The sequence below is a fragment of the Candidatus Nitrotoga sp. BS genome, from assembly GCF_927797785.1.
Lineage (GTDB): Bacteria > Pseudomonadota > Gammaproteobacteria > Burkholderiales > Gallionellaceae > Nitrotoga.
The window spans coordinates 1-18,475 of the sequence record NZ_CAKMLL010000029.1 but is presented as its reverse complement, the minus strand read 5'-3'; the positions used below and the strand labels follow the sequence as shown (position 1 = coordinate 18,475).

16 protein-coding genes are annotated in these 18,475 nt (G+C 51.2%); 13 read left to right on the top strand and 3 right to left on the bottom strand.

The window, feature by feature from the left end; translation table 11 throughout:
- The first annotated feature begins 142 nt into the window (after nucleotides 1-142).
- Nucleotides 143-3,391 carry a type I restriction endonuclease subunit R gene (locus tag MJ769_RS01650; RefSeq protein WP_239234110.1) on the top strand — a complete coding sequence of 1,083 codons (3,249 nt, stop codon included), beginning with the start codon at nucleotides 143-145 and terminating at the stop codon, nucleotides 3,389-3,391.
- A 153-nt stretch (nucleotides 3,392-3,544) separates the two neighbouring features.
- On the opposite strand, the gene MJ769_RS01645 is transcribed toward MJ769_RS01650, so the two are convergent.
- From MJ769_RS01645 to metX, 3 genes are read right to left on the bottom strand one after another with little or no spacing between them, the layout of a single operon-like run.
- A complete protein-coding gene (locus tag MJ769_RS01645) occupies nucleotides 3,545-4,825 on the bottom strand; it encodes an AmpG family muropeptide MFS transporter (protein ID WP_239234109.1) in 1,281 nt (426 codons plus the stop codon).
- 3 nt (nucleotides 4,826-4,828) lie between these two features.
- The gene (gene metW, locus MJ769_RS01640; RefSeq protein ID WP_239234108.1) at nucleotides 4,829-5,443 is read right to left on the bottom strand and encodes a methionine biosynthesis protein MetW; all 615 of its coding nucleotides are present in this window, start codon (nucleotides 5,441-5,443) and stop codon (nucleotides 4,829-4,831) included.
- A complete protein-coding gene (gene metX / locus MJ769_RS01635; protein ID WP_239234107.1) occupies nucleotides 5,440-6,579 on the bottom strand; it encodes a homoserine O-succinyltransferase MetX in 1,140 nt (379 codons plus the stop codon). Before metX ends, metW begins: the two co-directional genes overlap by 4 nt.
- A 311-nt stretch (nucleotides 6,580-6,890) precedes the next feature.
- Here metX and MJ769_RS01630 point away from each other — a divergent pair, with 311 nt between their 5' ends.
- The 12 genes from MJ769_RS01630 to MJ769_RS01575 all read left to right on the top strand — a co-directional run bounded on the left by MJ769_RS01630 (nucleotide 6,891) and on the right by MJ769_RS01575 (nucleotide 18,379).
- Nucleotides 6,891-7,202, top strand: coding sequence for a hypothetical protein (locus tag MJ769_RS01630; protein ID WP_239234106.1), 312 nt, complete (start codon nucleotides 6,891-6,893; stop codon nucleotides 7,200-7,202).
- A 377-nt stretch (nucleotides 7,203-7,579) separates the two neighbouring features.
- Nucleotides 7,580-8,314: a glutathione peroxidase gene (locus tag MJ769_RS01625; protein WP_239234105.1), complete on the top strand. Its 735-nt coding sequence runs from the start codon at nucleotides 7,580-7,582 to the stop codon at nucleotides 8,312-8,314.
- An 85-nt stretch (nucleotides 8,315-8,399) separates the two neighbouring features.
- On the top strand, nucleotides 8,400-9,842 hold the full coding sequence (locus MJ769_RS01620) for a dihydrolipoyl dehydrogenase (RefSeq protein WP_239234104.1): 1,443 nt from the start codon (nucleotides 8,400-8,402) through the stop codon (nucleotides 9,840-9,842).
- A 136-nt stretch (nucleotides 9,843-9,978) separates the two neighbouring features.
- Nucleotides 9,979-11,748, top strand: a complete 1,770-nt coding sequence (locus MJ769_RS01615; RefSeq protein ID WP_239234103.1) for an NADH-ubiquinone oxidoreductase-F iron-sulfur binding region domain-containing protein — start codon at nucleotides 9,979-9,981, stop codon at nucleotides 11,746-11,748.
- A gap of 10 nt (nucleotides 11,749-11,758) precedes the next feature.
- Nucleotides 11,759-12,505 carry a 2Fe-2S iron-sulfur cluster-binding protein gene (locus MJ769_RS01610; RefSeq protein WP_239234102.1) on the top strand — a complete coding sequence of 249 codons (747 nt, stop codon included), beginning with the start codon at nucleotides 11,759-11,761 and terminating at the stop codon, nucleotides 12,503-12,505.
- On the top strand, nucleotides 12,498-13,034 hold the full coding sequence (locus MJ769_RS01605; RefSeq protein WP_239234101.1) for an NADP oxidoreductase: 537 nt from the start codon (nucleotides 12,498-12,500) through the stop codon (nucleotides 13,032-13,034). Before MJ769_RS01610 ends, MJ769_RS01605 begins: the two co-directional genes overlap by 8 nt.
- A gap of 12 nt (nucleotides 13,035-13,046) precedes the next feature.
- Nucleotides 13,047-14,546, top strand: a complete 1,500-nt coding sequence (locus MJ769_RS01600) for a Ni/Fe hydrogenase subunit alpha (protein ID WP_239234100.1) — start codon at nucleotides 13,047-13,049, stop codon at nucleotides 14,544-14,546.
- A gap of 5 nt (nucleotides 14,547-14,551) precedes the next feature.
- Entirely contained in the window at nucleotides 14,552-15,043 is a 492-nt protein-coding gene (locus MJ769_RS01595) for a hydrogenase maturation protease (protein WP_239234099.1), read from the top strand.
- 29 nt (nucleotides 15,044-15,072) lie between these two features.
- Nucleotides 15,073-15,414 carry a hydrogenase maturation nickel metallochaperone HypA gene (gene hypA / locus MJ769_RS01590; RefSeq protein WP_239234098.1) on the top strand — a complete coding sequence of 114 codons (342 nt, stop codon included), beginning with the start codon at nucleotides 15,073-15,075 and terminating at the stop codon, nucleotides 15,412-15,414.
- Nucleotides 15,415-15,450: 36 nt separating this feature from the next.
- The gene (hypB, locus tag MJ769_RS01585; RefSeq protein ID WP_239234097.1) at nucleotides 15,451-16,374 is read left to right on the top strand and encodes a hydrogenase nickel incorporation protein HypB; all 924 of its coding nucleotides are present in this window, start codon (nucleotides 15,451-15,453) and stop codon (nucleotides 16,372-16,374) included.
- A complete protein-coding gene (locus MJ769_RS01580; RefSeq protein ID WP_239234096.1) occupies nucleotides 16,367-17,470 on the top strand; it encodes a Kae1-like domain-containing protein in 1,104 nt (367 codons plus the stop codon). The genes hypB and MJ769_RS01580 overlap by 8 nt, the downstream gene beginning before the upstream one ends.
- A gap of 201 nt (nucleotides 17,471-17,671) precedes the next feature.
- Complete coding sequence (locus tag MJ769_RS01575; RefSeq protein WP_239234095.1) at nucleotides 17,672-18,379, top strand: hypothetical protein; 708 nt, start codon at nucleotides 17,672-17,674, stop codon at nucleotides 18,377-18,379.
- Nucleotides 18,380-18,475 lie beyond the last annotated feature (96 nt).

Genomic DNA, 18,475 nt, shown 5'->3' with positions numbered 1-18,475 from the left:
ATTGTCTGAAGCGCGTAGGGCGCAATAACCAACGGGCATTGCGCCGCATGTTCGCGAGACATCCGGTGCAATGCGCTACGCTTATTGCACCCTACGGGGCTGGAATAAGCGTCTGGTTGGCAATTAGAGGGACGGTTTGAGTATGGGTAAGGCAAATGAATTAACGTTTCAAAATGACATGCTGAAACATCTGCTCGCCAACGGCTGGTTGCTGGGCAAAGCAGAAAACTACAACCGTGAACTGGCTTTATATCCTGAAGACTTGTTGGGTTTTGTGCAAGAAACCCAAGATGCCCAATGGCAGAAATTCTGCGCTCTTTATCCCGGCAATCCTGAACAAACTTTTTTAGAGCGGGTCGCATCACAGCTTAATAAAGCTGACCCCAATGCCGCCAACAAGGAGATGCGTACCTTTGGCACGCTGGGCGTATTGCGTCACGCGCTGCGCGACCGGGGCACGCGTTTCAGCTTGTGCCAGTTTAAACCCGAGCATGAATTAAACCCGGATACCCTCTCCAAATATAAAAAAAACCGCTGCCGTGTGGTGCCGGAGCTGGTGTATTCGCCGTGGGCAACGGACGAGCATTTGGCACAGATGGGAACCAAAGCCAAGGCGTGGCGCATTGATTTGGTGCTGTTTGTGAATGGCTTACCGGTGGCGACACTGGAATTAAAATCTGAATTCAAGCAGGCTGTATTCAACGCTATCCGGCAATACAAAACCACCCGCTTTGCGACAGACCCTGTCACCAAAAAGGCCGAACCGTTGTTGACTTTCAAACGCGGTGCGCTGGTGCATTTTGCGGTAAGCCAATATGAAGTGTATATGGCCACCCGACTGGCAGGCGAGGATACTTTTTTTCTGCCGTTTAACAAAGGTACGAAAGAAGGCGGTGCCGGTAACGATGTGCCAGAGGAGGTGAACCAGTACGCCACCGACTATTTATGGAATGAAGTGTTGCTGCCGGATAATCTGTTAACCATACTCGCGCGCTATGTGCATTTGCAGATTGAAGAGAAAGAAGACTGGGAAGGGCGCAAGTCTAAAAAAGAAACGCTGATTTTTCCCCGTTATCATCAATGGGATGTGGTCAGCAAGCTGGTCAATGCAGCCTGCAGTGACGGCCCCGGCCATAAATATCTGATCCAGCACAGCGCCGGTTCGGGCAAATCCAATTCCATTGCCTGGGTCGCGCATCAGTTATCGTCACTTTACAACGCGCAGGGCAACAAGCTGTTTGATTCCGTCATTGTGGTGACCGACCGGACGGTATTGGATGACCAGTTGCAGGACACGATCAATCAGTTTGAGCACGTGGAGGGGGTAGTCGGACGCATCAACAATCAGGAAGGCGATGGCTCCAAATCAGAAAAACTGGCTACTGCACTGGAAAACTCGCAGCCGATTATTATTGTGACCATTCAAACCTTTCCTTATGTATTAAAGGCCATTGAGAACAGTGTCAGTTTGAAAGCACGTTGCTATGCGATTATTGCCGATGAAGCGCATTCGTCGCAAAGCGGCTCCACCGCGCGCCAGTTAAAAGAAGTGTTGATGATAGACACGAAAGAAAATGGGGAAGAAGAGCTGAGTAGCGAGGATATTCTGGATGCTGCCGTGGCTTCGCGTCGTGCTTCCAAAAACCTGAGTTATTTTGCCTTCACGGCCACGCCCAAATCCAGAACGCTGGAATTGTTTGGTCAATTGCCTAAACCGAATGAGCCATCATCCAAAACCAATAAGCCGGAAGCCTACCATGTGTACAGCATGCGCCAAGCGATTGAAGAAGGTTTTATTCTGGATGTGTTGAAAAATTACACCAATTACAAGGTGGCTTATAACCTGGCACAGAAAATCCGGAGTATGGATCAGGAAGTCGAAAGTAAAAAAGCCAAGGTTAAGCTCAACCAGTGGGTACGCCTGCATGAATACAATATTGCGCAGAAAGTGCAGGTCATCATTGAACATTTCCGTTGCAATGTGATGGGGTTGTTAGGCGGACAGGCAAAAGCGATGGTGGTTACCAGTTCGCGCAAGGAAGCGGTGCGGTACAAACTGGGCTTTGATAAATACATTACGGAAAAAGGCTATAAAAAGATCCATGCCATGGTGGCTTTTTCCGGCGAAGTGGAATTTAACGAAAAAGATCCGAACGCCGCCGCCTTGCTCGGCGAGAAATTTACCGAAAACAATATGAATACCAATCTTAAAAGCCGCGAACTGCGCAAAGCCTTTGATACCGATGATTATCAGGTGATGATCGTGGCCAACAAATTCCAGACCGGTTTTGACCAGCCCAAACTTTGCGCCATGTATGTGGATAAAAAACTCGGCGGCGTGGAGTGCGTGCAAACGCTGTCACGCTTGAATCGCACCTATCCCGGAAAAGCGGAAACCGGCACGTTTATTCTGGATTTTTTCAATGAGCCGCAGGATATTCTCGATGCGTTTCAACCCTATTACCAGACCGCCGAACTGGCCGATGTTTCCGACCCGGACTTGATTTTTGATCTGTTCGATAAACTCCGTGCTGCCGATATTTTTACCTGGAACGAGGTGGAGCAGTTTTGTACTGCCTTTTTCATCAAAAACAAAAGTAACGCCGCCATTGCCAATATCTGCAAGCCCGCCATAGAGCGCTGGCAGAAACGCTATCAATCAGCGGCGGAGGCCTACAAACTTGCGAAGGATATGTTTGAGCGCACCAAGAAAACTAGCGATGCCGTGTTAATTGCCAATGCGGAGAATAGCTTTAAAGAGTGCAAGAAAGCGAAAGATGCGCTCGACATCTTTAAAAAGGATTTAGGCACTTTTGTGCGTTTTTACGAGTTCATGTCGCAGATCGTCGACTACGATAATAAATCATTGGAGAAGCTTAGCTTGTATGCGCGGCACTTGCGCCCAATGCTGCGCGAAACGTTAATGGAAGAAGACAGTATCGATTTAAGCAGCATATTACTTAGCCATTATCGTTTATCCATAATTCGCCAGCAGGATTTGAAATTACAACAAGATACCGCCGAGTACAAAATTCAGCCCGGTGATGGCCTGGGCACGGCCAGTGCTAAAGATAAACAGGAAGAATTTTTGTCGCAGATTATCAGCCGTTTGAATGAGCTTTTTATTACCGATCGTCTAACGGAAAAAGATCTGGTGAATTACGCCTACACCATCCGGGATAAAATCAGTGAGAATGCTTTGGTCATGAAGCAAATCGCCAATAATTCTACCGAGCAGGCAATGCTGGGAGATTTTACCAAGGCCGTGGATGATGCTGTTATGGATAGTAGTGAGGCACATCAAAATCAGATGATGCAGTTACTGTCCAATCCTGCCAAAGCTGCTGGCTTTGCCAAAGTGGTGTTTGATTTGTTGACGTTGACGAAATGAGTAGACTGACTTTGGCTATTGGAAGATTAGAAAAATCGTTGCCAAATGGTGTGGTTATGATTAAGTGTATGGAATTACACGCGATCAAATATTTTTGACTAAATCATGGTTAAAAGTTTGTTTTTGTTTCAATCGAGGCTAACCCCATCGATCTCAAACTGGTTTGTTGCCAAGATCATTATAAGTCAATGAATTTGACCCGTTCCATGGTGCCACTTTTAAAAGCAATAACATTCCCGGCATTGCCAGCAGAGCGCACAGTAAAAAGAATCCAGACCAGCCGATTGTTTCCACCAACCAGCCAGTCGCTGCATTGGCGAAGGTGCGTGGCATAGCTGCGAGGCTGGTGAACAGAGCGAATTGTGTGGCGGTGTAGGAGGGATGGGTGGTGCGCGCAATGAAGGCAACGAACGCGACTGTACCTAGTCCCACGCCCAAGGCTTCCATGCTAATCACTATGGCGAGTTGAGTGAGTTCAACGACGGTAATTTCAGCATGATATCCCACAGATGCCAGCCAGTAGAAACCAAAGATTGTTACCACCTGAACCACGCCAAACAACCATAAGGCACGGTTGATGCCGATCTTTATCATCCATAATCCGCCAAGCAATCCACCAATTACAGCGGGCCACAGGCCCGCATTCTTGGCGATCAGTCCAATCTGTGTTTTGGAGAATCCCATATCCATGTAGAACGGGGTGGCCAGCGCGGTGCACATGCTGTCGCCGAGTTTGTAAAAAATCAGGAAGGAGAGGATGAGCAACGCGCTGCGCCAACCATGTCGGGTGGTGAATTCGTGAAAAGGTTCGACAACCGCATCACACAGGGATTTCGGCGAGTTAGTATTCGATGGCTCTTTCACCATTAGCGTCATCACCATACCGGGCAACATGAACAACGCTGTAATAAAAAATACGACGCTCCACGGTATAAAATCTGCCAGAATCAGTGCTAGTGAACCTGGCACCAAGCCAGATATGCGATAGGCATTTACATATACCGCATTACCCAATCCCAGTTCACTGTCATCTAACAATTCACGTCGATAGGCATCAAGCACGATATCTTGAGTAGCGCTCAAAAATGCCAATAGCGTTGCGATATAGGCAATCGTTCGTAAATCGCTTTGGGGAGAAAAGGCACCCATCGAGGCAATTACGATCAATAGACCTATTTGGGTGAGCAACATCCAGCCGCGCCTTCGCCCAAGTATAGGCAGGACATAGCGGTCCAGCAGTGGTGACCACAGGAACTTCCAGGTGTAGGGAAACTGAATCAGCGCGAATAGGCCGATGGTTTTGAGATCAACTTGCTCGCTGCGCAGCCAGGCGGGTAACAAATTGAACAACAGGTACAACGGCAGGCCGGAACTGAAGCCTATAAATACGCAAATCAACATGCGCCGCGTGAACAGCTGCGCGATTACGCTCATGGATTAGACAGCACGCTTGAAGCGATACACCGCTGTACTACCTAACAGATTAGGTAATAGCTTTCTCTCGCTGGTGCCAGTCATGACGCGACGGTCAAGAATATATATTTTATTGTCATGGCAGAATGTCTCAAAGTCATGCAGTGTGCATAAATGAATATTGGGCGTGTCATACCACTGGTAGGGCAGATCTTTAGATACTGGCATATTGCCTTGCAATATGTTCATACGGTTCCGCCAGTAGCCGAAATTAGGAAAACTGACGATACCCTCACTTCCCACGCGTAGCATTTCCTGCATCAGAGGTTCTGTGTGGCGAGTGGCTTGTAGCGTCTGTGACAGGATGACATAATCAAAAGCATTGCTTTCAAAGCCGGAAAGTCCAGACTCCAGGTCGCCTTGAATTACATTTACTTGATTACGGATGCATGCCACGATATTGTCATCGCTGATTTCCACACCGTAGCCATGCACCTTGCTCGTACCCCGCAAATAACGCAGCAAGCTGCCGTCACCGCAACCCAAGTCCAGCACAGAAGCGCCCTGCGGAATCCATCCCGCTATTGCAGCAAAGTCGGGCCGGATCGCGGCGAGAGTAGAGTGATCGAGCGTACTCATACAGTAAACTCGCTGGCAACATTGTCGAAGTAAGCGCGCATTACATTATGGTAATGCGTATGCTTCATCAGAAAAGAATCATGCCCATGCGCCGAGGTAATTTCAGAGTAGCTTACCTTAAGACGGTTATGGAGCAGTGCTTTGACGATGGCGCGCGAAAGCGCCGGTGCAAAGCGCCAGTCGGTGGTAAAAGACAGTACTAAAAAGCTTGCGCGAGCATCAGCGAAAGCTTTATTCAGGTCATCATTGTATTCCCGGGCGGGATCGAAATAATCCAGCGCCTTGGTCATAAGTAAATAGGTGTTTGCGTCAAAATGTGTGGCGAATTTGTCGCCCTGATAGCGCAGGTAAGACTCGATCTCGAAATCGATATCATAGCTGTAGCTGTACTTGCCGGAGCGAAGCATACGCCCGAACTTATCCGCCATCGCATCGTTGGAAAGATAGGTGATATGCCCTAACATGCGTGCCAAGCGCAAGCCACGGGTAGGTACCACGCCGTGCTCATAATAATCTCCGCCGTAGAAATTTGGGTCTGTCAAAATCGCATTGCGTGCCACATCATTGAATGCGATATTCTGTGCGGTCAGGCGAGGTGCCGAGGCAATCGCCAGTACATGGCGCACGCGCTCAGGATAGGCTCGCGACCATTGCAACGCTTGCATCCCGCCCAGACTGCCGCCAATCACTGCAGCAAATTGGTCAATGCCGAGCTTATCGGCTAGGTGCGCCTGCGTTATTACCCAGTCTTCAACTGTCACCAAGGGAAAGCTCGCACCGTAAGGTTTGCCAGTTTCCGGGTTGGTGCTGATAGGACCCGTGGAACCATGGCAACCACCTAGATTGTTCAGTCCGATCACGAAAAATTTCTGAGTGTCGATAGGTTTGCCGGGACCTACCATATTGTCCCACCAACCAACGTTTTTCGGATTATCCTCATAATAACCCGCTACATGATGATTGCCGGAAAGTGCATGGCAGACCAGGATAGCATTGGATTTATCGCTGTTTAGCGTGCCGTAAGTCTCATATATCAGCTCGTAACTCGGCAACACAGCCCCGCTTTTACATGAAAAAGGGGTGTGAAACTGCGCGTGCTGTGTACTGACGATGCCGATGCTATTTGATGCGTTCAATTAAGAATCCCCAAAAACAAAACCCGCTCAGCTAAAGCGGAGCGGGTTGCTTCGCTTTAGCTGGAATTTTTAAAGTGCCCCGCAAGCTGATGTCAAATCGGCACTGGTATGTAGTTTCCGTGTTTTGCCTCGGACTGTCAATTTCGTTGCATGGTTATGTCAGCGCAAAGTAGTAATGTCCGTTATTTTCCCAAATGGAAATGTCCCCTTGAGTTTGCGTTGAGCAAACCCAGTGCCTGCTAAAACCATAGTGGCGTGCATGTTGAAATGAACATGATGATGAGTTAAAAGAAAGCAAAACGTGGCGGGTCATGGCGTTACTGTCGGCAGGAAGAATCGAGCAGAAGGAAGCTGACAAAATACGAGCTGTCAGTATGCGTCAAATCAAGCGTATCTTGCGACGTTACCGTACATTTGGTTTGCCGGTGCTGATTAGCAAGCAGCGCGGACGCGTCTCGAATCGACGGATGAATGAAACAATCAGGACAGCCGTGATAAAGATGGTCGGCGAACATTATCACGACTTTGGGTCGACCCTCGCAAATGTGCGGGTAGCAAAGGCAAACACAAATCGGTGTACAGCAGATATCAACAGGCGCAAGCCAGCAGCGGGTCACCCTTGAGAAAAATGCACATTTGCAAGTCCGCCACCGATAACAAAACCGTTATCACATAACACCGATGACGAAAGGAGTGAGACATTTCTATTGATCGTTGACAATAGCTGGCAGCCTGTCAGACTTAAAGTAACTAGGCTGCACATTTAGCTGAGAGCTTATTATTTCGCCGGTTTTTGGGGTAAGAGTGAAACTATTATTCTGCAAAATCGTCAAGTGGGAGTAAGCAGACATTTTGCAGCTAGCTGAAAGTTCGCAAAATTTACCCTCGCTCAGCTTAAATTTTCGCTACGATTCTTTAAGTACGACAGGCTGCTAGAAACTTGAATGTTTAGAGGCGCCCTAAAGGAGCTATTTATTCAACAGAAAGAGGAGATAAAACCGTGCTACAGTCAAGAGAAGGTCATGAAGTTCCTAAGGTTACTTTCCCGGTGAGAGTCAACAATGAATGGCAGAAAGTAACCAGCGATGAATTATTCAAAGGAAAAGCCGTGGTGCTGTTCGCACTGCCCGGAGCATTCACCCCCACCTGTTCCAGCGCCCACTTGCCACGCTACAACGAGCTTGCAGAGGTATTCAAGATGAATGGCATCGACAGCATCATCTGCCTGTCGGTAAACGACCCTTTCGTGATGACTGCCTGGAAGGAGGATCAGCATGCTGAAAATATCTACTTCTTACCTGATGGCAATGGTGAGTTCAGCGCAGGTATGGGTCTGCTGGTGGATAAATCGGATATTGGCTTCGGAAAGCGGAGCTGGCGTTATTCCATGTTGGTGAAGGATGGTGTGATTGAAAAAATGTTTATCGAAGCGGAAGAGCCGGGCGATCCCTTCAAAATTTCTGACGCTGATACTTTATTGAACTACATTAACCCCAAAGCCAGCCTACCGCAGCAGATAACCCTGTTCAGCAAGCCTGGCTGCCCGCATTGCGCCCGCGCCCGCAAGATGTTGATGGAAAAAAGCTATCGCTTTGAAGATATCGAACTGGGCAGCCACGGCATCAGTTTCAGTTCCCTGAAAGCGGTGACTGGGCAGGGTGCTACACCGCAGGTTTACATCGATGGTCAGCATATTGGTGGGGCGGATGAATTGGAAGCTTGGTTGGCGAAATGAATTTTCCTGGTTTGGGCTGAAACCCGAGCTACGTTTGCCTTAAGCTGTTGCGAAAAGCCGAATATTTGCTGAGGAGCGTTTCATCATGAAACCAATCAATGTCGATGTCGCCATTGTCGGCGCCGGTACCGCCGGCATGGGGGCCTACCGGGCTGCCCTATCCCATACCGAATCTGTTTTATTGATTGAGGGTGGGGTCTATGGTACGACTTGTGCCCGTGTCGGCTGCATGCCCAGTAAATTGTTAATTGCCGCGGCTGAAGCCGCTCACCATGCCCGCCATAGTGATCCATTTGGGGTGCATGTGGAACGCGTATCAGTAGATGGTGCGGCGGTGATGGCGAGAGTGCAGCGAGAACGGGATCGTTTTGTCGGTTTCGTGCTGGAGGCCGTCGAATCCATTCCGCAAACTAATCGTTTAAAAGGCAAGGTGCGTTTTCAAAATGACAATACTCTGGTGACGCAGCATGGTCAGTTGATCCATGCCGAGCGCATCGTGATCGCCAGTGGTAGCACTCCGGTCTTGCCGCCCTTGCTAAAAGGTTTGGGCACACGTCTGCTGACCAATGAATCTGTGTTCGATTTGCCCACATTGCCAAAAAGTCTGGCGGTATTTGGTCCGGGGGTTCTCGGTATGGAGTTGGGTCAGGCCATGAGCCGTCTGGGGGTAAACCTGAAAATTTTTGGCATCAGTGGTGGTATTGTCGGCATTCGTGATGAAACCATGCGCGCTTATGCCAATAAAACCTTCAATGAAGAGTTTTATCTGGATGCATCGGCTCAGGTGAAATCGGTCACCGAAACCGCTACCGGAGTGGATATTCATTTCTTGCATCAGGACGGCACTTGGAAAACCGAGTCGTTCGACTATGTGCTGGCGGCGACCGGCCGTTCTCCTAATGTCGCCGGATTAGGGCTGGAAAACACCGGCCTGGAATTGAACAAAAGGGGTGTGCCAATATTCGACAATTTTACTATGCGGTGCGGTATTAGCGCGATTTTTATTGCTGGCGACGCCAACAATGAAATTCCACTGTTGCACGAAGCTGCCGATCAGGGGCGCATAGCCGGTGATAATGCCGGACGTTATCCCGATGTGCGGGTCGGCTTGCGCCGAACGCCGTTGGCCGTAGCGTTTACCGAGCCGCAAGTCGCGTCAGTGGGGTTGAATTTGGAGGAGATTCGCCAGATCTACCAGAGTCACTATGCTGTGGGTCAGGTATCTTTCGAAGACCAGGGCCGCAGCCGCGTGATGCTGCGCAACAAAGGCATGCTTAAAGTCTACGCTGAACTGGGCAGTGGCTTGTTCCTGGGGGCAGAAATGTTCGGTCCGTCCGCCGAGCATATCGGGCACCTGATGGCTTGGGCTGCACAAAAACGCATGTCGGTTTCGGAGATGCTGGAAATGCCTTTTTACCATCCGGTCATCGAAGAAGGGCTGCGCACCGCTTTGAGGGATCTCAACCGTAACCTGCACATGGGCCCGGAAATGGTCAAGCGTTGTTTGGATTGTGGGCCCGGTGCGTGACAGTGTCCCCTACATACTTAGAATCGGGGCTGTTCCTGCCGTTTAACAATGCCGAAAATAAGCCACTTGATTCGCTCACGCATAAGCTATTGATCTACAAATGAGTATGAGTAGCGCGGTTTCGAACTTCTCAAACATGACAGATCTGCTTCGCTCGGTTATCACTCGAATTTATGCGGAATCACCCTACTTGCTGCACGTGTTGTATGCATTGCAACGGAAGTTCCTGCATATCTCCGATGAAGCGGTTCGCGAAGTTGCCGCACATCTTGATCTGCCGACCAGTCAGGTGGATGCGGTGGTCGAGTTTTACGCCTTCTTTCATAAAATCCCGCGCGGTCGATACGATATTCTGTTCAGCAACTGCACCAGTTGCGGCTATATGGCCGGGGGTGTGGACCTGATGGCTATGTTCGGTCGGCGGCTGGGCATTGCTGTCGGCAAAACGCGCGGCGATGGGCTGGTCAGCATGGACCAGACTTCCTGCATCGGCATGTGCGACCATGGCGCGGCATTACTGGTTAACGGCATGCCGATTACCAGTCTGGATGGCCCCATGATAGACAGTATTGCCGCTCTTGTTGAGGCTGCGACGCCGCTTGAGGATTGGCCAGCCGAGTGGTTTTATGTTGAAGGCAATATTCGTGTTAGCGGCCTGTTGCTAAAAGATGATCTTTCAGAAGGTATTAGTTTGCGCGCAATGCTCGCACTGGGCGCTGTAGGCTCGTTAAGCGAGATTATCCAGTCGGGTTTGCGCGGTCGGGGCGGTGCGGGATTCAGTACCGGTATGAAGTGGCAGCTCTGCCGCGATGCGCAGGGTGCTGCGCACTACGTAGTATGCAATGCCGATGAAGGTGAGCCCGGCACATTCAAGGATCGTGTGCTCTTACACAGCTATGCAGATAGTTTGTTCGAGGGTATGACTGTATGTGCCTTTGCGATCGGGGCAAAACAGGGCTATCTCTATCTGCGCGCAGAGTACCGATACCTGTTGTCTCATCTGCAATCAGTATTGACCCGCCGCCGCGAACTGGGTTTGCTTGGTGTCGGCATTCTCGGTCAGCCTGGGTTCAGTTTTGACATTGACATCGTGGTGGGCGCTGGAGCCTACATCTGCGGTGAGGAATCGGCGCTGATAGAATCGCTGGAAGGTAAACGTGGTATTCCTCGCGTGCGTCCACCATTCCCGGTGACACATGGCTATCTCGGCCAACCTACCGTTGTTAATAATGTCGAGACGTTCATCGCAGCTGCCCATATTGTACTGCGCGGCAGTGCCTGGTTCAGGGCAGTGGGTACTGGGAAATCGGTTGGCAGCAAGATTCTGAGCATCAGCGGTGACTGTGCTGCACCGGGAATTTATGAATATCCATTCGGTGTCACTATTCGACAGGTGCTGGACGACTGTGGGGCTAAAGATGTTCTAGCGGTACAAATCGGTGGCCCCTCCGGGACACTGATTAATAGGGCGGAATTTGATCGCAGACTGGACTTCGATGATTTATCCACCGGAGGTTCGCTAATGATTTTTAATCAGGCACGAGACCTGCTGGCGGTCATAGTCAATTTTGCGCATTTTTTCGCGCATGAGAGTTGCGGCTTTTGCACCCCTTGTCGGGTCGGTACCACGCTGCTCAAGAACGGGTTGGACAAGATCGCCGGCGGCCATGGCACGCAATATGATCTGGATGAAATGCAGCGCATCGCCGCATTGGTTAAATATCGCTCGCATTGCGGGCTGGGGCAAACCGCAGCGAACCCCATTCTGGATGGTTTACAGCGTTTTCCGCAGGCGTTCGAGCAACGCTTGGTGCATAGCGACGAGCCGCATTTTGATCTGGACGCAGCACTTGAAGAAGCGCGCCAGGTCAGCCATCGCGATGATACGGCAGCTCACATTAAATGAGAGTGACGACATGAGCGCGGACACAAAACAAAATACCATCACGATAGACGGGCAGGAGATCCCGTTTCTGGCTGGGCAGACCATCATGGATGCGGCACTGGCAGCCGGTGTCTACATCCCACATCTGTGCCACCGACAGGGGCTCACGCCACATGGCAGCTGCAAGCTTTGTGTGGTCGATATCGCCAGCAAGAGTGTAACGGCCTGTACCATGCCCGCAATGGCCGGACAGCAGATCAGCAACAACACGCCTGCGCTGAACGAGGCGCGCAAGACCATCACGCAAATGTTGTTTATTGAAGGCAATCATATTTGCCCATCCTGCGAAAAGTGTGGTGACTGCACGCTGCAGGCAATGGCCTATCATCTGGGAATGCTGGACGGGCATTTTCCGCAGTTTTTCCAGCGCCGCGAAGTGGATGCCTCGCATCCGACCGTTATGCTGGACCGCGACCGTTGCATACTATGCGAGCTGTGCGTGCGCGCCAGCCGCGAAGTGGATGGTAAGAACGTATTCGATATTGCAGGGCGTGGAACCAATGCGCATCTGATCGTGAACTCGACGAGCGGCAAGCTGGTGGATAGCGATCTTGAAACCAGTGACATGGCGGCACACATTTGCCCGGTAGGTGCGATCCTGATCAAGAAAAGCGGCTATAAAGTGCCCATCGGACAGCGCACCTTTGACCTGCACAAAGTCAGTGAGATTGGTTTGGAAAAAACCATACTGACTAAAGTGAGGCAACCCGATGAGTAAAATTAGAATCGCCACCACTTCGCTGGCGGGTTGCTTTGGTTGCCATATGTCCTTCCTCGACATGGATGAACGACTGGTCGCCTTGCTGGAACATGTCGAGTTCAATCGCTCGCCGTTAACCGACATCAAGCATTGTGGTCCTTGCGATATCGGTCTTATCGAGGGCGCGGTATGCAACGCGGAAAATGTGCATGTACTGCGCGAATTTCGCGATAACTGCAAGATACTCATCGCGGTCGGAGCCTGTGCCATCAATGGCGGAGTACCCGCCATGCGTAACCATTTCAACTTACGCGAATGTCTGGAAGAGGCTTATGTAAATGGAGTGGGCGTGGAAAATCCTCAGATCCCGAATGACGTGGAGTTACCGCTGCTACTCGACAAAGTGCACCCTATACATGATGTAGTGCGCGTTGATTACTACCTGCCTGGTTGTCCGCCGTCGGCCGATGAATTTCTCAAGATACTGGGGGATCTGTTGGCGGGTAAAGCGCCCTCACTCCCCTATAATCTCCTGCATTACGATTAACGGTACGCGGCTATGGAACAGAACCTCGGACCCTCATCCGGCATTGAATCTCCACCCACTCTCAGGCGGGTTGCCATTGACCCGGTCTCCCGTGTTGAGGGGCATGGCAAGATCACGCTGCTGCTCGACGCGGATAACCATATTCATGAGGCACGTTTCCACATCGTCGAATTTCGAGGTTTCGAAAAATTTATTCAGGGGCGTCCCTACTGGGAAGTGCCGTTCATCGTTCAACGCCTGTGCGGAATCTGCCCTGTTAGTCATCAACTGGCGGCGGGCAAGGCAGTGGATCAGCTGGTTGGCGTGGAACGGCTCACGCCTACGGCCGAGAAGCTGCGCCGCCTGCTGCATTTCGGTCAGACCTTGCAATCGCACGCGCTGCATTTTTTTCATTTGTCTTCCCCCGATTTGCTGTTCGGCTTCGGCAGCGACCCGGCGCAGCGCAACATCATCGGCGTGCTGGAAAAGTATCCCGATCTCGCGTTGAAAGGCGTGAAACTGCGCAAATACGGGCAACAGATCATTGAGGCGATCACAGGCAAGCGCATCCACGGCACCGCCACCGTGCCGGGCGGCATGAACAAGCCGCTCACCGTTGCAGATTGCGAGGCCTTGTTGGTCGATATCAAAAATATGCTGGCCTGGAGCCAGGATGCGCTGGCACTGAATGAGCAGATTCATACCGCACATCCCGAGCATCACCGCTTCGCCACTATTCGCAGCAACTTTCTGAGTATGGTCGGAAGTGGTGGGGAGTTGGAGTTGTATCACGGCGGATTGCGCGCGCGTTCGGCGACGGGTGCGATGATTTTCGACCAGTTCGACTATCGCGGCTTTCAGGATATCCTTCGTGAAGAAGTGCGCTCATGGAGTTATATGAAGTTCCCGTATTTGGTCGAGCTGGGCAAGGAGCAAGGCTGGTACCGTGTCGGTCCATTGGCGCGCGTGAACAACTGCGATTCCATTTCAACGCCTTTGGCGGAAACTGCGCGTAAGCGCTTCAAGGAATTTGGTCAGGGCGGTTTCGTGCAAGACACGCTGGCTTATCACTGGGCGCGCGTGCTCGAAATTCTGCATTGCGTTGAATCGATTCAGGCGTTGCTGCATGATCCAGATATTACCGGCACCGATCTGGTCGCAGATTTGGGCCAAAAGCGCAGAGTAGGAGTTGGTGTGATCGAAGCGCCACGCGGCACACTGTTCCATCATTATCAAATTGATGAGCAGGGGCTGATTGTTAAAGCCAACCTGATTGTCTCGACGACCAGCAACAATCAGGCGATGAACGAATCGGTGCGCTCGGTCGCCAATGAATATCTTGAAGGTCACGAGATCACCGAAGGCCTGTTGAACCATCTGGAAGTCGCGGTGCGCGCCTACGACCCCTGTCTATCCTGCGCCACTCATGCCTTGGGCAAGATGCCATTACAGGTGGAGTTGCTTGATGCCGACGGTACGCTGCTTGATCGGCTGGTCAAAGGCAGCAATGGCGTGATCGGACGAACGGCCTGAGCGTCATGGTCAAGCTGCTGCTGTTCGGATACGGTAATCCCGGGCGCGGAGACGATGCTCTCGGCCCGGAGCTGATCGGGCGCATTGCGCAATTGCATCTCGCCGGTGTCGAGTGTCAGAACGACATGCAACTGCAAGTTGAGCACGTCACCGACCTGGCTGCTTGTGACCGGGTGTTATTCATTGATGCCGATATGTCCTGCGCAGAACCTTGCGATTTTTCTGAAATATCAGCCGAAAAAGATGGCAGCTATACCAGCCATGCGATGAGCCCGACGGCCTTGTTATTCGCCTATCGACAGGTGTACGGGAAAGATGCACCACCGGCATTTCTGTTGCGCATACGCGGCTACGATTTCGCGCTGGGTGACCCATTATCCGAACAAGCTGCGGCCAATCTGGATGCGGCAACAAAACTGGTTCATGAGCTGTGTATGGATGTGAGTCTGCAACTTTGGCGGCGGTGTTTGGTGAATAATGGAGATGCGGCTGCGTGAACCGAATATGGAAACGGATCATCTAAGTCATGCATGAGATGTCGCTGGCCGAAAACGTACTGCAAATCATTGAGGATACAGCGCACAAGCAAGGGTACACGCGGGTCAAGACGGTGTGGCTGGAGATAGGTCAACTGGCTTGTGTGGAACAGGCGTCTATGCGTTTTTGTTTCGATTTGGTGATGCGCGACAGCATTGCCCATGAGGCGCGTTTGGAAATCACCGATACAGCAGGGCAGGGGCGGTGTGCGCAATGTTCGATTGAAATGCCGATTGCTGCGCTTTATGAAGCTTGCCCAAAGTGCGGGAGCTACGAGATACAAGTAACCGGTGGCGACGAGATGCGAGTCAAAGAACTTGAGGTTGAATAGAAAGATTATTGTATAAGTCTTTGGAGGAATTTAGATATGTGTACAACGTGCGGATGTGGAATCGGCCAGACGCTCATCGCAGGACATGCGCTTAAACAGCCGCGTAAACCGGGTGAGGTTATGCGTTATCGGGTGCATGAGGATGGTGCAGCACTCGCACATCCTCACACGCATCAACATAATGGGTTGAATGGTGTGTTTAATGGTGCGCTGGATTTTGGCACAGGCGCGGCAGGCACGCATGCACCGGGCATCAGTCAATCCAGAATGATCAAGATCGAGCGCGACATCCTTTCCAAAAATAATGATTACGCCGCTGAAAACCGTGACACCTTTTCGACGCATGGCATTTTCGCGCTCAATCTGGTTTCCAGCCCCGGTTCAGGCAAGACAACCTTGCTGGTAAAAACCATCGCAGCCCTGCATGGCACGCTGCCAATTGCGGTGATCGAAGGCGACCAGCAAACCGACAATGATGCGGCACGAATTCGTGCCGCCGGTGCGCCCGCTCTGCAAATCAACACTGGCAAGGGCTGCCATCTGGATGCGTACATGGTCGGTCAGGCCATGCAACAACTGCACTTGCAGAATCACAGTCTGCTGCTGATAGAGAACGTCGGCAATCTGGTTTGTCCGGCCAGCTTTGATCTGGGCGAGGCGCACAAGGTCGTGATTCTTTCGGTGACCGAAGGGGAAGACAAGCCACTTAAATATCCCGATATGTTCCGCGTCGCCGATTTGATGTTGCTGAATAAATGTGATCTGTTACCGTATCTCGAATTCGATGCCGAGCTCGCTGTTGATTATGCACGCCGCATCAATCCAAAATTGAAAGTGATCCGCATATCCGCCACCAGTGGCGAGGGAATGACGGAATGGCTGGACTGGATAGCAGAGGGTTGCCGCAATGCAGTCACCGCTGTAAAGCGCTCCGCTGAACCGAAAATCCTGCTTGAATAAACTCATCCTCCTGCCAGTTTCCGGCCCGTCGATATTGGCCTGCGGCGCGTGGCTGAAAAATACTGTCTGCGTTACTCGCGGCAATCAGGCTTATGTCTCCCAGCTTATTGGCGATCTGGATAGTGCCGAAGCGAGGCTGATGCTGGAGCAAAGCGTATTGGGTTTGTGCGCAGACCTTGATGTGCAACCCGAAGTGGTGGCGCACGATCTGCACCCCGATTTTTACAGTACACAATTTGCGCAATCCTACGCCGCGCAGCGTGGGTTACCGATAGTTGCAGTGCAACATCACCATGCGCATATCGCCGCCCTTTGTGCTGAACACGGTGTCATCCAGCCGGTGCTGGGATTGGCTCTGGATGGCGTGGGGCTGGGCACTGATGGCACGCCGTGGGGCGGTGAACTGTTGCGCGTGGAGGGAGCAGATTTTCAGCGCCTGGGGCATTTGGCTCCACTCGCCATGCCGGGTGGTGACCGTGCCGCGCGCGAGCCATGGCGCATGGCGGCGGCGGTGTTGTTCCAGTCGGGGCGTGGCGACGAGATTGCGCAGCGTTTCCCCAATCAGCCGGGGGCGAAGACGGTGGCAACCATGCTGCAACGCGGTTTAAACTGTCCGGCCACCTCCAGCATGGGCAGATTGTTCGATGCCGCCGCAGGATTGCTGGGCGTGAGCGAGATTCAAACCTTTGAAGCCCAAGCCGCGATGTTGTTGCAGAATTTGGCGGAGCGTCATGGCCAGATTGCACCGCTGGCTGAAGGCTACCGGATTGCTGATAATCGCGTGCTGGATTTTTCGCCGTTACTCGCCGTGTTGAGCGATTGCCGCGACGCTTCATATGGCGCTGCGTTGTTCCATGCCACGCTTGCCGCAGGTCTGGCCGAGTGGGTGGAGCGCGCTGCCAGCGAGCACAACATTGCCTATATCGCGTTGGGCGGCGGCTGCTTTTATAATGACATCTTGTTGTGCGCACTGTCTGACAAGCTTGCTCAGCATGGGCTTCAAGTGTTAACTGCGCAGCAGATGCAACCCAACGACAGTGCGATTTCATTGGGTCAGGCGTGGGTTGCGCTGCAATCTATTAAACGAGGAATTTGAAAAACAAAGGTCAACTAAAGAGGCCAAAGCCATTTAATTTTAATACTTTTCCTGTGATGTTGGGCTTCATTGCATTTAACCCAACTGTCTGCCGGGCTACCGGGCTTAAATACTGCGGAAGAAATGATGAAACTCATTCCAACTCAAATCTTACACAAATGCAATTACTGACACCTTTTTTAAGAAAGAACGATCAATCTAATGAATAAAAGCCTTTTGACTAACTTGCTGTCTGCCCTTGCTTTTATGCTGGGCTGGACGTTACACAATAATTTAATCATGATGGTGGGTCTGTTTGCCTTGTCGGGCGCATTAACCAACTGGCTAGCCGTATACATGCTGTTTGAGAAGGTGCCGGGCCTGGTAGGGTCGGGAGTGATTCCGGCCCGTTTTGAAGAGTTTAAAATGGCCATCAAGGCTCTGATGATGGAGCAGTTTTTTACTCAGGAAAATGTCGATCGTTTTGTTTCCGGCGGTGCTGCAAAATCAACGCTTCAGCTTGGGCCTGTGATTGAAAAAGTCGACCTCTCGCCATCATTTGATAAATTAGTTGAAGTGATTATGCATTCTTCATTTGGCGGCATGCTCGCCATGCTGGGGGGAAAGGAAGCTTTAATGCCATTAAAAGAGCCATTTATTGCCAGCATGAAAGAATCGATTGTGGAAATCACTGAAAAGGAATCCTTTCATCAACTTCTGCAAGATGAGATTGACCAGCCAGAAGTAATGGCCGACATTCGCACAAAAGTTGCCGAGATTATTGACGCCCGTCTGGAAGAGTTGACGCCACAACTGGTTAAAGAAATGGTTCAAAAAATGATTAAGCAGCACCTTGGTTGGTTAGTCGTCTGGGGCGGTGTATTTGGCGGGGCGATCGGTCTGGTATCAGCGGTAATTGTTTTATCATAACGGTAAAGGGCTTTGACCCCTTAAGGGCACCTCTAAAAATTCCCTATCTCTGTAATCGAATTTGCTGTGTTTTGCGTTAATGCTAAGGATACATAC